This is a genomic window from Psychromonas sp., from assembly GCF_983033635.1.
In genome coordinates this window covers 52,532-65,985 of sequence record NZ_CEZLMY010000003.1, presented here as the reverse complement: position 1 = coordinate 65,985, position 13,454 = coordinate 52,532, and the positions used below count along the sequence as shown (strand labels likewise).

General features: G+C 43.2%; 13 protein-coding genes. 8 read left to right on the top strand and 5 right to left on the bottom strand.

Features of this window, described 5'->3' with window-relative positions; all coding sequences use genetic code 11:
• The 3 genes from AC4GME_RS01040 to cobB all read right to left on the bottom strand — a co-directional run.
• Nucleotides 1-321 (bottom strand): ATP-binding cassette domain-containing protein (locus AC4GME_RS01040; protein ID WP_490378910.1); only part of this gene is annotated, 321 nt, incomplete at its 3' end.
• Nucleotides 318-1,268 (bottom strand): HlyD family secretion protein, encoded by a 951-nt coding sequence (locus tag AC4GME_RS01035; protein WP_490377468.1) that lies wholly within the window; start codon nucleotides 1,266-1,268, stop codon nucleotides 318-320. The genes AC4GME_RS01035 and AC4GME_RS01040, both read right to left, overlap by 4 nt.
• Nucleotides 1,269-1,504: 236 nt before the next feature.
• Complete coding sequence (gene cobB, locus AC4GME_RS01030; protein ID WP_490377469.1) at nucleotides 1,505-2,218, bottom strand: Sir2 family NAD+-dependent deacetylase; 714 nt, start codon at nucleotides 2,216-2,218, stop codon at nucleotides 1,505-1,507.
• A 937-nt stretch (nucleotides 2,219-3,155) separates the two neighbouring features.
• On the opposite strand from cobB, the gene AC4GME_RS01025 reads away from it, so the two are divergent.
• The 6 genes from AC4GME_RS01025 (at nucleotide 3,156) to AC4GME_RS01000 (ending at nucleotide 8,783) form a co-directional block, all read left to right on the top strand.
• Nucleotides 3,156-3,890, top strand: a complete 735-nt coding sequence (locus tag AC4GME_RS01025; RefSeq protein WP_490378909.1) for a protein-L-isoaspartate(D-aspartate) O-methyltransferase — start codon at nucleotides 3,156-3,158, stop codon at nucleotides 3,888-3,890.
• The gene (locus AC4GME_RS01020; protein ID WP_490378908.1) at nucleotides 3,890-6,298 is read left to right on the top strand and encodes a spermidine synthase family protein; all 2,409 of its coding nucleotides are present in this window, start codon (nucleotides 3,890-3,892) and stop codon (nucleotides 6,296-6,298) included. Before AC4GME_RS01025 ends, AC4GME_RS01020 begins: the two co-directional genes overlap by 1 nt.
• 79 nt (nucleotides 6,299-6,377) lie before the next feature.
• Nucleotides 6,378-6,665, top strand: coding sequence for a hypothetical protein (locus tag AC4GME_RS01015; protein ID WP_490378907.1), 288 nt, complete (start codon nucleotides 6,378-6,380; stop codon nucleotides 6,663-6,665).
• A 168-nt stretch (nucleotides 6,666-6,833) separates the two neighbouring features.
• A complete protein-coding gene (locus AC4GME_RS01010) occupies nucleotides 6,834-7,064 on the top strand; it encodes a hypothetical protein (protein WP_490378906.1) in 231 nt (76 codons plus the stop codon).
• A gap of 339 nt (nucleotides 7,065-7,403) precedes the next feature.
• Nucleotides 7,404-8,120: a substrate-binding periplasmic protein gene (locus AC4GME_RS01005; RefSeq protein WP_490378905.1), complete on the top strand. Its 717-nt coding sequence runs from the start codon at nucleotides 7,404-7,406 to the stop codon at nucleotides 8,118-8,120.
• Between the two features lie 75 nt (nucleotides 8,121-8,195).
• Nucleotides 8,196-8,783, top strand: a complete 588-nt coding sequence (locus tag AC4GME_RS01000) for an AAA family ATPase (protein WP_490378904.1) — start codon at nucleotides 8,196-8,198, stop codon at nucleotides 8,781-8,783.
• Nucleotides 8,784-9,291: 508 nt separating this feature from the next.
• Here AC4GME_RS01000 and tdh read toward each other — a convergent pair.
• Together tdh and AC4GME_RS00990 are read right to left on the bottom strand one after the other, a co-directional pair.
• The gene (gene tdh / locus AC4GME_RS00995) at nucleotides 9,292-10,317 is read right to left on the bottom strand and encodes an L-threonine 3-dehydrogenase (protein WP_490378626.1); all 1,026 of its coding nucleotides are present in this window, start codon (nucleotides 10,315-10,317) and stop codon (nucleotides 9,292-9,294) included.
• An 18-nt stretch (nucleotides 10,318-10,335) separates the two neighbouring features.
• Entirely contained in the window at nucleotides 10,336-11,532 is a 1,197-nt protein-coding gene (locus AC4GME_RS00990; protein WP_490378625.1) for a glycine C-acetyltransferase, read from the bottom strand.
• Between the two features lie 272 nt (nucleotides 11,533-11,804).
• On the opposite strand from AC4GME_RS00990, the gene AC4GME_RS00985 reads away from it, so the two are divergent.
• Together AC4GME_RS00985 and AC4GME_RS00980 are read left to right on the top strand one after the other, a co-directional pair.
• Nucleotides 11,805-12,287, top strand: coding sequence for a GreA/GreB family elongation factor (locus AC4GME_RS00985; RefSeq protein WP_490378624.1), 483 nt, complete (start codon nucleotides 11,805-11,807; stop codon nucleotides 12,285-12,287).
• 249 nt (nucleotides 12,288-12,536) lie between these two features.
• Nucleotides 12,537-13,442: an HDOD domain-containing protein gene (locus AC4GME_RS00980; protein ID WP_490378903.1), complete on the top strand. Its 906-nt coding sequence runs from the start codon at nucleotides 12,537-12,539 to the stop codon at nucleotides 13,440-13,442.
• The last annotated feature ends 12 nt before the right edge of the window (nucleotides 13,443-13,454 follow it).

Here is a 13,454-nt window from a genome sequence, read left to right as displayed (position 1 = left end):
GCCATAAATTTTTGCGATAAACTTTAAATTTTCGATCACGCTCAGATCATCGTAGAGTGAAAATTTTTGCGTCATATAACCAATATGCATGCGCAATTTTTCAGCATCTTGAGGTAATTTAAGCCCCATTATTTGAATGTCGCCCGCTGTTGGTTTCAGCAATCCGGTTAACATGCGGATTGCGGTGGTTTTCCCGGAACCGTTTGGCCCCAGGAAACCGTAGATTTGGCCTTTTTCGACAGCAAGATCCAGGTTCTGTATTGCGGTTAAATCAGCAAAATCCCGACGCAGCTGAGTGACTTTTATTACGTATTGGCTCATGGCATTTCCACTTGTGCAGGTATGCCGGAAGGTAAGTCCGCAGCGCTGTCCGGCAGCTGTACTTCTGCTAAGTACATCAGACGAGAACGTTCCTGCTGGTTGAGTGCGTAATAGGGAGAAAAGGCCGGCTCATTGGAAATCCAGCGAACAGAGCCCTCAATAGCTTGCTCTATCCCGTCTATATGTACGATGAGTTTATCCTTGACTCTAATCTTAACGCGATAAATCTCGGCAATATAAACGCGGGCGTAAGGCGCTTTGCCGGCAAGTACGATTGCCAGTGGGCTGCCGGCTGTAACACGCTCTCCTAAGTTCCAGGGCAGATTGTCCAAGATGCCGTCGCGGCTTGCTTTTATGGTGAGATCCTCCAATTTTTTTTGTTCACCGGCAAGGGCTGCAATGGCGGCTTGCAGATTGGCCTGCGCAATGCGTAAGTCCTCTTCTCGTGTGCCTTTAATTAATGCCCGTAACTGCTCTTGCATACTGTGCAGGCTGGCAAGTCCGGAATCTCGAGATGCGAGCGATCTGTCAAGTTCAGCCTGACTTGCCAGCTTTTTTTTGGTTAATTTTTTCAATCGCTTATAATTCGCTTCACTTTCAAGCAGCGTCGCTTTTGCGCCGGCAACATTTGCTTTTGCAGCGGCTATCTCCTCTTCTCTGGCTCCTTTCTGCAGTTTTTCTAAATTGGCTTTAGCTTGAGCCACTTCTGCCTCTGATTTGGCAACTTGCGCTTTTTGAATGGTGTCATCTAACCTTACCAAAACTGTGCCTTTTGTTACCATGCTGCCCTGCTCAACGGGCAGAGCTACTATCACTTCATTGCTGGTTGCCGTATGGGCAATACGATCCCGCTCCAAAGTGCCAAGCGCTATATTTTCAGGGTCGTTATTACAACCCCAAAGTGATATTAAAATAAAACAGGAAATCAGATAGCGCATGGTTAGCATCCTATATGCAGAAAATCACAGCTTTGTTAAAACAATGGTAGACCTTATTGGCTGCGATTCATGCCCTTATCATTTTTTCGAGAATTCAGTCCTGTATTTAACTCAATCAATACTGAAAAGGCTGACTGCATCACTTACTGAGTGAGACTGTTCACCAATAGATAGTTAGCACAGCAGCAGATATTTTTGCGTATCACTAAGCACTGCTCGAATTCGACAAGCACGGTATTTTATTATTAAACAAGTAAAGATTTGACCAGCTGTGGTACTAATTCTGTTGCCTTACCATGTTGCACCAGATCAAAGTGGCTCTGTACTTCACTGGCATCTAAATTAATTTCAATAGAGTCCGCACCCGCGCGACTTGCTTGTTCAACAAAACCAGCCGCAGGGTAAACTGTGCCTGAGGTGCCAATGGCAATAAACAGATCCGCATCTGCAAGGTGATAATAAATCTCATCTAAACGTTGCGGCAGCTCACCAAACCAGACAATATGCGGGCGCAACTGTGCTGCAGGCTGACAACAGCTGCACATATCACCGCGAATAAGATCACCTTGCCACGGAATAACTTGATTCGATTCAGGGCAACGTGCTTTTAGTAACTCACCATGCATATGAATAATATTCTTAGAGCCTGCTTTTTCGTGCAAATTATCAATGTTTTGTGTAACTAAGAGAAACTCTCCATTAAAGTTCGCTTCTAGTTCCGCTAATGCAGAATGGGCAGCATTTTCTTTTATCTGCTCCTTAGATAATTCGCGACGACGTTGATTATAAAAATCTAAGACTAATTCCGGATTGCGCCTGTACCCCTCAGGCGTTGCAACATCTTCCACAGGGTAACTTTCCCATAGGCCATCAGTATCACGAAATGTTTTAATACCGGATTCGGCCGAAATGCCCGCCCCTGTTAAAACAACTATTTTCTTATATTTGTTTAATAACAAAATACACCTCCAAAACAGCACAATTAAAAACCATGTTTAATCTATTATTGTAACTACTCAGCACCTCAATAATTTAAGGTGTTTTTCTCAAATAAGACTGTAAATGCTCAGGGCTAAGCCATTTATGCTGAGTTCAAGGCGAAAAAGCGCAGTTTAGTCGTTTAAATGAGCATTTTTCAACGCGGAAATAAGCTTAAATGGCAACGACCAGAGTAATTACCTATTATTTAGCAATAATATTCAAATAGTTTAAAAGAAGCTTTCAAGCAGTAAGCACTGCTTTATGATTTCCAATTATAGAGAAAGCAGAGCGGCAATTTCCAACGTTAATCTCGACTCGTTCCATATTAAGAGCGATTTAAGTCTACTAATGGCTGTGAACCTTTACTCGTTTTCCTGCAGGTGACTTTTTCTCGCTTGTGAGCACAAGGGATACAAGTATTCCATTTGCAGTTGCTCTCTCTGTTTATTGCCGCTTCATTCAATACAAATTAAGTAATCAATAACAGCACTTATTAAAGCCAAAACGCTAAGTCGCACAGTTTATTGCTTACTTGACTCAAAAAAGCTGTTTATTCTTCCTATACTCTATATACCCAAGCTACTTGAAGATGCAGGAATCAGCAAGTAGAGAGGTGACTAGATTCAAGGCATAAAGCCGAAGATCTAGCATTCTACATCAAGGTTTTATAACGCTGAAGAGGTTGCCTCTCGCCTTGCCCAACGGGAGCGTAGCTCGAAAGCCAGCACTGCGTTACAGTATTTAACCATTCAAGATGTTAAATGCTTGCATTTACATCTACCGATAGAGGATTAACGCAGTTAATCGATCGAAAGGTCTGCATATTGTGCCTTGTTCTGGCATCCGAGCTAGGCTCTGAATCTGCATATTCAAGTAGTTTGGGTATAGTGATTAAATCCTGCTGGGAGTGTCGCCATGGGTAAATTATTGTCTCTATTTATTACCCTTATTATATTCGGGTTAGCGAACCTTGTTGCATTAGCTGCAACTAATCCCGATAAATATACCCAATCCAGAGAGCTGATGGTGCAAAAGCAGATCAGCATGCGCGGGGTTGTGGATAAAAGGGTGCTGGCGGCCATGCAGGAGGTCCCAAGGCACCTCTTTGTCCCGGCCAGTCTGGTTTTCAGGGCATACACGGATTCGCCCCTGCCGATCGGCGAAGGACAGACCATATCGCAGCCCTATATCGTAGCCTTGATGACGGAGTTGCTCGAGCTCAATGGTGATGAAAAGGTGCTCGAGATAGGAACTGGCTCAGGATACCAGGCAGCGGTGCTTTCTAAGGTGGCAGGGGAGGTGATCAGCATAGAGATCAAAGAGAAGCTCTGCGCTGCGGCCGACAGGCTTCTGGATTCTCAGGGCTATAGCAATGTTGAGGCCCGCTGCGGTGACGGCTACTTCGGCTGGAGAAAGGGCGCGCCCTACGACGCCATTATGATCACCGCTGCCGTGGACCATATCCCCCCGCCCCTTTTGGCACAGCTTAAAGATGGGGGGCGGCTGGTTCTTCCTTTGGGGAACCCTTTCAGCTACCAGAACCTTGTGCTGGTCACCAAGAAAGGGGATGACTACACTGTCTGGCAGATCGCCGGTGTTCTCTTTGTCCCTATGACAGGCCATGCGCTGCAAGCCTCCGGGGAAAAGTGATGATTCTCCCTGCCGTTTTCCTCGTATCTCTCTCTTCTCTTGCCTTTGAGGTACTTCTGGCAAGGATCTTCTCGATCAGCCAGTGGAACCACCTCTCCTTTATGGTGATCAGCATCGCGCTTTTCGGGTTTGCCGCAAGCGGCACTGCGCTGAGCATTCTCGATTCAAGGAAAAAGGGCTGGGAAAAGCGCTTTGCCACAAACAAAGCTATATCGGTGATGCTGCTTCTCTATAGCTGTTCCGCTCTTATCTCCTTTCTTGTTCTACAAAAGATCCCCCTTGACTACTTTAGGCTTTCTCTGGAGCCAGTTCAGGCATTTTATCTCTTTATCAGCTATACGCTGCTTTCGATTCCATTTTTCTTTGCAGGTTTTATCGTGCTTGTCGCCTACGCCTACCAGCCTGAAAAAACGGGTGTTATCTACTTTGCAGGTATGGCGGGCTCTGCGCTGGGGGCTTTACTGCCCTCTCTGTTACTGCCTTTTTTCGGAGAGGGAAAACTGATCGTGGTTGCTGCAGTTATCCCCCTTGGTTATCTGCTGGCAACTGCTTTTACAAGGGGTGAAAGAGATGTAGAATCCCGTTCCCCGGCGCGGAAATTATTTTTTCCCCTGTTAAGCGTTTGTACTATGCTGCTGACTGTGTTTCTGCTCCTCACTACATGGGGCGGTGCACAAGTAGCTGTTATACCTTCCCCGTATAAATCACTGAGCCAGCTTCTGCAGTTTCCCCATTCAAGAGTTACGGAGACGGTGAGCAGCCTCACCGGCAGAATCGAAACAGTAACCAGCCCCTATATCCGTTACGCACCGGGGCTCAGTCTCAAGTATAAGGGCACTCTCCCCGTGCAGAAATCCATTTTCCGGGACGGAGACGAGCAGTTGGTTCTCTATGGGGCGGGTGATAACCGGCAGGAGTTTGGGTTTGCGGGATTCACCTTGCCTGCAGTGGGCTACCGTCTTGTAAAAAATCCTCAGAGCGTACTACTTATCCTAAAAGGCGGGGGAAGCAGCATACCTGCCGCCCTTGAAGCTGGCGTCCCGGAATTATTCGTTGTTCATGAAAATCCCAGTATCGCCCGAGCCATAGGGGAGCATTACGACCTGTCCGCAACAGCCGAAAATCCCCGCGTATTTCTCAAGCAGTCGCAAAGGAAATATGACCTTATCCATCTGGAAAACTGGGGAACATCCCTGCCCGGATCGGCGGCCCTCAGTCAGGAGTATCTTTTCACCAAGGAGGCTTTCGGCGAGTACCTGGACCACCTTTCCGAAAAAGGGAGCATCATCATTTCGCGCAAGCTGCTGCTTCCCCCTTCAGACTCGATCCGCCTTTTTTCCACGGCATTGCAGGTTCTGCAGAATCGCGGTAAAAAAAAACCGGAGCATCATCTTATTATGCTAAGAAACTGGGGAGTTTTCACACTGCTCGTCACGAAAAATCCTATTGAAAACAGAGAGAGCGCAATAGCTTTTGCTGAAAAACTGAATTTCGACATTGTCTTTATCCGGGATATGCAGGCCTCTCTTGCCAATCGCTTCAATATTTTTGACCGTCCTCACCATTACCTTACCGTCGGGCAGCTGGTCCAGCATTACAGTGAAAAAAGGGAGAAGATGTTTTTCGAGGATTATCTTCTCGATGTGGCTCCGCAGGATGACCAGCGCCCATTTCCAGGCAGGTTTCTCAAGTGGTCTCGGTTAGGGGATCTGTATCAGAGCATGGGGAGCAGACCCTATTCTCTGCTTCTTTCCGGCGAGGTCGTAATTGCAGTGGTCTTTTTCGAGGCGCTGGGCGTTGCCACCCTGCTGCTGCTTTTTCCCCGACTCCTTGCCAAAAGGAAAACGGGGATTCCTTTGGGGCAGAAGACCTATTTCTTTTCCATCGGGGCCGGATTCATGTTCGTGGAGCTCTATTTTATCAAGGCCTATATCCTGCTCTTTAGCAATCCGGTGATCAGCTTTACCCTTGTCGTGGCCGGCATTCTGATCTTTTCCGGGATCGGCGGATGGTGGTCTCAAAAAATGGGGAAAAATGCAGTTATCTATTCTCTTATCGCCCTCAGCCTGACTCTGCTTGGGATTTTTCTCTTTATCGATCCGCTTCTCGATTACCTTCTGGGATTACCCGCAGTCCTTCGCTATCTATTTGCTCTGCTTATACTCCTTCCGCCGGGCATATTGATGGGACTGCCGTTCTCCCTGGGAATGCGCAGCCTTCTTAGCAGCCCTTTACAGCGGGCCTATGCCTGGGCGATGAACGGATGCGCTTCGGTTCTCACCTCCATTGTAGCAGCCAGACTAGCCCTGTATCCCGGCATCCAGTCCATCATACTTGCAGCTCTGGCATTTTACTTATTAGCAGCACTTTGTTCGAAAAGTGCCGCAGCCAAAACAGTCTTGAAATAAAAAAGCAATATTGCGATTATTAACAGTCTCCTCTTATAAGCTCTTTTATCATATATCGCCGTTTTAAGTGAAATTGAAGATGAACAAAAAACCTGATCGAAAAACCGCCATGTTAAATATCATTAATTTGGTAAAAGATGACTTTCCATTCGAGGATCCGAGTGTGCAGATTTGTGGCGACACCTGTGTTGGCTGTCCTAAAAAATTATTAGAGTTGGTTGAAAGCGAAATAATGCATTGGGAATATGTAATTGAACAGGATGAACTCCCTAACCTTACTGAAATTTCTCGTTTTGCTAAGCTCTGTAAAAATGTAAGAAGAGGCTTAGTTCGAAATGGCATCCTCACTGCAGAAATAAAAAAGTGAATTTATAAGAGTTCGCCTTTTTATTCTTAACTGTACTCACCAATATCTCAAGCTGTAAATTGTAAAAATCAGCGCTGCAAAATAATTTGTTTTTCAACTAGTTGACTTGAAAGTTAAATTTTCAGAACTATATTGAATAGTAAATAGAAACAGATAAAAGAGGCCTCTATGCTACTACGACACATTTGCAAATTACTACGTGATGACAGTGTGCTTGAGATCGATTACGACACTGTTGATTTCAATATTTACATCAATCATCATAAAGCTGTGACGACTGATCTAACTGAAAATGAATTACATGAGTTAAAGGGCTTTCTGGAGTTCCGTCATCTTAAACTTAATACCGAGCACGGTTTCAAAATCGACCATTACGGCTCACCAGCCCGCCTGCTATAAGTGACTATGGCTCCCTTTAATCCGGGAGCTATATCATGGCATACCAGAAAATTACTATCTTGATTGTGGCATTACAGCTATCGATTCCGTATTTGTGACTAACAGTGAATTAAGCTGCAGACTTACTAATACAGATGCAGCCTAGTCAATAAAAAGACTTTTGTACTCACTTGGCGCCCCAATAACTCCTGACTTGCGAACGCCGCCATTGCGCTTAAAAAACTACAAGTTTTTGATAACCACAACAACTTCAGCAGTGATGCACTACACTTTAAGGACAAGGAGTAGTGAACTGTCTGCCCATCAACCGGATGCAATCCAATAAAACAAAGGAACCCTATGTCGAGATTTTGGATAGGCCTGCTTTGCTTAGTTGCAGTTTGTTGCGCTGCCGCCCCCTATCGGGTGGTGGTAAACCATGCGCCGCCCTACCGAATCATTGAGAACGGTAATTTTTCCGGTATCTATATTGATATCCTGAAAGCGGCCGCCAGCGAGGCGGAGATGGAACTGGAGTTTATTAATGTGCCCTTCAAGCGGGCATTGATTTATATGCAAACAGGCAAGGCTGACATCATGCTGGGTCCTAACAGGACGCTTGAGCGTGAAGGTTTTATGGACTATATAGATGCAGTTCCTTTCCCACGGGAAAACAAAGCTTTCTTTGTTGCTAAACCGGAAGACAATATTTACAGCTATACCGATCTCTATGGCAAGACGGTTGAAGTATTGGAAGGGGCAGTCTATTTTGATCGTTTCGATCAGGATTCCGATATAATTCGTTGGAAAACAAGGGATTATAAATTAGCAATGCAAAAAGTTGCTATCGGGCGTAGCGATGTGGTCATTATTCCCGAGAGACAGGGGGATCTGCTGAACAGGCAGCTGGAACTGAAGTTGCTGAAATCCGATTTCAAAGTAAAGGGCAAGCTCTCTTATATCACAGTTTCCAGATTGACCTGGGACAAAAACCTAGTCGAGCGACTTACAAAGGTGATGCTGATTATTGAGAAAAAAAATATCCCTGAAAAAATCCTCAGGCAATACAGGCACTGATAACTGTTAGTCTCACTTATTTATCGGCATTGCTATTAGATTTTTTTACTGCTGATATAAACAATAAAGAGTGCAATGAATAACTTAAATATAAAGAGACGTATTGTGGTAACGGGAGGTCCGGGGGGCGGAAAAACAACCGCTCTGGATCTGTTTCGCCGAGAATTAAAGGAGAAAATAGCCTCTGTGCCAGAAGCAGCTACTATGATATTTAGTGGCGGCATTGAGCGTTCGCTCGATGATGAAGTTACCTGTGCTCAGCAGATCGCAATATTCAATTTGCAGAGAAATTTAGAAGATGTTCAGCGAAAAATGTACCCTGATTGCCTTATCCTGTGCGACCGAGGTTGTTTAGATGGACTTGCCTACTGGCCAGGCTCTGAGGAAGACTTTTTTAAAACAATGAACACTTCATTGGAGGATGAATTGAGCCGTTATGATGCGGTTATTTTTTTTGAAACTGCCGCGAAATCCGGTCAGGAAATAAAAAGTAATAACCCGATCAGAAATGAATCAGAAAAAAGAGCGATTATATTGGATGAACGACTACAACAAATCTGGTCTCAACATCCCAATTTTAATCTGGTTGGCAGCTCAGAATCGTTTATTAAAAAAGTCATGTTTGGCATCATGACCATTGAGAATGTAATTAATAAAATCTAGGCGGTAAACTTGCGGCCAGATTCACTGAGCCGCTGCATATTGTAGAGATAAGTAATATTGGCCAGCAACATAGATTTTAATCACAGTTCCTATCTCGCTAATTCCCTTGCGGGTTAAAAAGCAACAAACTCAAACGAACTTTGTCCGTCCTGTTTTTTCCTTTCCGTAAAAAAGATAAACAAGAGCTCCTCATCTTATACCCATGTTACTTCAAGATGCAAAATCAGCAAGCCAAATTGTACTTAGATGCTAGGCATAAAATTGAAGTATAGTTGTTCTACATTGAGATTTTATAACGACGCAGATGAGTGCAATTTGGCTTGCCCTGCGGGGGCTCAGCTCGAAAACCAGTATTGCGTTACAGCATTCGATAAGGGAACAACCATTACCCTCATGCTGTGCCTTATTCTGGTCTCCGAGCTGAGCCCTGATAAAGCACCTTGAGGTATCATGGGTATAGATAATCAAAAAATCATTGCGGAGCTCACTAAACCACTACAGATACACTCTATGTCCAATCTAAAATGACTTTACCTGATTGTCCTGAGCGCATCATATCGAAGCCTTCCTGGAACTGAGCAACTGGATAAGTATGGGTTATCATCGGGCTTAAATCTAAACCTGATTGAATCAAACTTGCCATTTTATACCAGGTTTCAAACATCTCTCGACCATAGATTCCCTTAATCATCAGGCCTTTAAATATAACCATATTCCAGTCAACAGCCATATCTGAAGGAGGAATACCAAGCAATGAAATCTTACCGCCATGGTTCATATTCGAGAGCATACTATTGAAAGCAACGGGAGCACCCGACATTTCAAGACCCACATCGAAGCCCTCAGTCATGCCCAGTTCGGCCATTACGCCTTCCAATTTTTGCTGTGCAACGTTTACCGCCCGAGTCACCCCCATCTTTCTTGCTAACGATAAGCGATATTCATTAATATCGGTTATCACTACATGACGCGCGCCGACATGTTTAGCAACTGCAGCGGCCATAATACCAATCGGCCCAGCCCCGGTGATCAGTACATCTTCACCGACAAGATCAAAAGACAAAGCGGAATGGACTGCATTACCAAACGGATCAAAAATGGCAGCCAAGTCATCTGAGATGCCATTAGGAATTTTAAAAGCATTAAAAGCAGGGATCACCAAATACTCTGCAAAAGCACCCATCCGGTTAACGCCAACGCCAATCGTATTACGGCAAAGATGAGTACGACCCGCACGGCAGTTTCGGCAATGACTGCAGGTTATATGTCCTTCACCGGAAACTCGATCACCAATCGTAAAGCCTCTAACTTCTTGTCCCATGCCAACCACTTCACCAACATATTCGTGACCGACAACCATAGGAACTGGAATGGTTTTTTGTGACCAGTCATCCCAATTATAAATATGTACATCTGTACCGCAGATAGCCGTTTTATGGATCTTAATAAGTAAATCATTATGACCAGGCTCGGGCATATCGACTTCCGTCATCCAAATGCCAATTTCCGCTTTTAATTTTGATAGTGCTTTTATTTTCATCAATATCGCCTCCTAAATTAGCCCCATCTCTTTGCCTACTTCAATAAAGACAGAAATAGCTGCATCGAGTTGCTCTTTTGAGTGCGCTGCAGACATCTGAGTACGAATACGGGCTTGATTTTTTGGTACAACCGGAAAAGAGAAAGCGACCACATAAACACCTTTTTCCAGTGCCCTTTCAGCAAATTCAGCCGCAACTTTTGCATCGCCAAGCATAATAGGAATAATCGCATGCTCAGCCCCGGACAAGGTAAAACCCGCTTCTGACATACGACTGCGAAAATGACGTGAATTTTCCCATAATTGCTCGCGCAGTGCCGCACCATCAGCTAACAGATCTAATACTTCAATAGAGGCAGAAACAATCGCAGGTGCTAATGAATTAGAAAACAGATAAGGACGAGAACGTTGACGTAACCAATCAATCACCTCTTTTTTACCAGCAGTATAACCACCCGATGCCCCTCCCATTGCTTTGCCGAGTGTGCCAGTAATAATGTCGATACGATCAATCACATCATGATATTCATGCGTGCCACGACCATTATCTCCCATAAAACCAACTGCATGCGAGTCATCAACCATCACCAATGCCTGGTATTTATCTGCTAAATCGCAGATAGCCGGCAAATTAGCAACCACCCCATCCATAGAGAAAACGCCATCCGTAACAATCAGCTTATGACGCACTCCAGCCTGATCGGCGGCAATTAACTGCTGCTCTAATTCATTCATATCGTTATTCGCATAACGGAAACGTTTCGCTTTACACAAGCGGACACCATCAATAATCGAAGCATGATTGAGCGAATCTGAAATAATGGCATCTTGTGCATCTAATATGGTTTCAAACAAACCGGTATTAGCATCAAAACATGAGGTATAAAGGATAGTATCTTCCATCCCCAGAAAAGTTGACAACTTGGCTTCTAATTCTTTATGTTTATCTTGTGTGCCGCAAATAAAACGCACCGATGCCATACCAAAACCTTGCTCATCCAGCCCTTTTTTTGCAGCTTTAATCAGATCGGGATGATTGGCTAAACCTAAATAATTATTAGCACAGAAGTTAAGAACCTCTTCGCCACTGGCAATAGAAACACAGGCCTGTTGAGCGGAAGTAATGATGCGTTCTGATTTGTACAGACCTTCACTTTTAACTTGTTCAATTTGTTGATTAATTTGCTTGTAAAAATTATTAGACATCACATACCACACATTAAATATTATTAAGATTAAAAGGTAAGTCTCTGTTGCCAATAAGTAAAAATGACATTAGAGATTTGCTTTGCCTTTATAACAAAAAAAGGCCCCCCGTGATATTGATTTAGCTAGCAGAATTTAAATTGAATTCGACACTCAGGTATTATCTTTTGCCCGCCAAAACAAGGTAAACCATTTTTCTGCTTACTTTACTTTAACGGCCTAACTATTTAAGCTCTAATTTTTGTAAATATCCCTGTAGATAAAAGATGCGAAGCATGAATAAAATATTGTTACATAAACAACTGATTGCCGTATTAGAAGCAACCCATCAAAGTGCGGTTAATGCAGCGAAACGCGCTTACGATACAGCAACCGCAGATGAAAACATCGCAGAAAACAAATACGATACCTTAGCACTAGAGGCATCATATTTAGCGCAGGGGCAGTCGCAACGCGTGGAAGAATGTGCAGCGGATATTACAGCCTTTAAAAAGTTAAATATAAGCGATGCACCTTCTAAATCAACAGTTTGTTTAGGGGCATTAGTGGTACTGCTTGATATTGAAGATAATAAAAAATATCTTTTTTTCGGCCCATCTGCTGGCGGTTTAAAAGTAACATTTGCAGAAAAAGAAATTGTTGTTGTCACGCCAAGTTCACCACTAGGTAAAGCAATGCTCAATAGAGAAGTCGGTGATCAGCTAAGTGTTTCTATTGCGAATAAAGTGATAAACTATGAAATAGCCATGACTTACTGATTCCCGTCATTTCGGTAGTTTTTTAAGTCGGAATATCAGGGTGATTGTCGAATTAAAGAATCATGGGCTTTCGCTTGCAGCTAATGGTTTATCAATATTTATGATATATAATATCTCTAAAATTCAATATCTTGCATTATACTTAAATCCAAAATTAGCCTTTAGTCATTTAGTTTCAAAGCATTACAAGCACAAATTGTTCACTTTACTTTATTTGTTATTATTCATTAATAACTAAGGTTGTTGCACTTGCAAACAAAAATTACAACGGCTTTTTATGATGCAATGTTTGGTGTTGGAAATCACGGTACTGAGATTAATCATATCGAGCAGAAAGCATTAAATAATGTACGGCAAATATTAAATAATCCGGAAAAATTAAGCCATCAAATCCCGCCATTACCTGTTGTCTTATTAGAGTTGATTGACGTATTAAAAGATGCGAATGCAGATTTTATGGACATAGCTGAAATCATCGAAAAAGATCCTTCACTGGCTGTTGAAGTTTTAAGAGTGTCGAATTCTTCACTTTATTTCCACGGTGATGGTGAAATATCCTCTTTGCGTAAAGCGGTCGCTTTATTAGGTATTGCTGGCGTTTCTAATATCGCAACGACCATTTTAGTGGAGAAAATCAAACCCGCAAAACCGATTTATTATAAAATGTTTGGTCGACAAATTTGGATCCACTCTGTGCAGTGTGCTTTTTTGTGCAAAACATTAGCGATAGCGAATAAACAAGATGAATTTGATGCTTACTTTTTAGGTTTGATTCATGATATTGGTAAAATCATTATTTTTAACTGCTTATGCGAAGCGCTAAGCACTGAGCTGCCCGATGACTCTCCCGGTAGTTTGGTCTATAAGGAATTGATGTCTGAAATGTCTGCGGATATCTCTTTTTTTATTGCTGAAGAGTGGAAACTTCCGCAGATTTATTCCGATGCTTTGCAAGCACAACGATCGATAGGAGACTCAAGTTTGGCTGAAATTTTATACAAAGGAAATTTATTGAGTGAAGTTTATTTATTATTTAAAAAGAAATTAATAAGTGATGAGTTAATAGAGAGCCTATTAACTAAAATATCTGTTGAAAAAGATATCTGGCAACAGTTTATCGAGATAGCACCAGAAATCGAAAAGAGTGTCCACTAAAGGGAGCGAGGT

Excerpts from the sequence above, each read along its gene's own strand:
- AC4GME_RS01035 (WP_490377468.1), bottom strand. The coding sequence starts at position 1,268 with ATGCTAACCATGCGCTATCTGATTTCCTGTTTTATTTTAATATCACTT.
- AC4GME_RS01025 (WP_490378909.1), top strand. The coding sequence starts at position 3,156 with ATGGGTAAATTATTGTCTCTATTTATTACCCTTATTATATTCGGGTTA.
- AC4GME_RS01020 (WP_490378908.1), top strand. The coding sequence starts at position 3,890 with ATGATTCTCCCTGCCGTTTTCCTCGTATCTCTCTCTTCTCTTGCCTTT.
- AC4GME_RS01015 (WP_490378907.1), top strand. The coding sequence starts at position 6,378 with ATGAACAAAAAACCTGATCGAAAAACCGCCATGTTAAATATCATTAAT.
- AC4GME_RS01010 (WP_490378906.1), top strand. The coding sequence starts at position 6,834 with ATGCTACTACGACACATTTGCAAATTACTACGTGATGACAGTGTGCTT.
- AC4GME_RS01005 (WP_490378905.1), top strand. The coding sequence starts at position 7,404 with ATGTCGAGATTTTGGATAGGCCTGCTTTGCTTAGTTGCAGTTTGTTGC.
- AC4GME_RS01000 (WP_490378904.1), top strand. The coding sequence starts at position 8,196 with ATGAATAACTTAAATATAAAGAGACGTATTGTGGTAACGGGAGGTCCG.
- AC4GME_RS00985 (WP_490378624.1), top strand. The coding sequence starts at position 11,805 with ATGAATAAAATATTGTTACATAAACAACTGATTGCCGTATTAGAAGCA.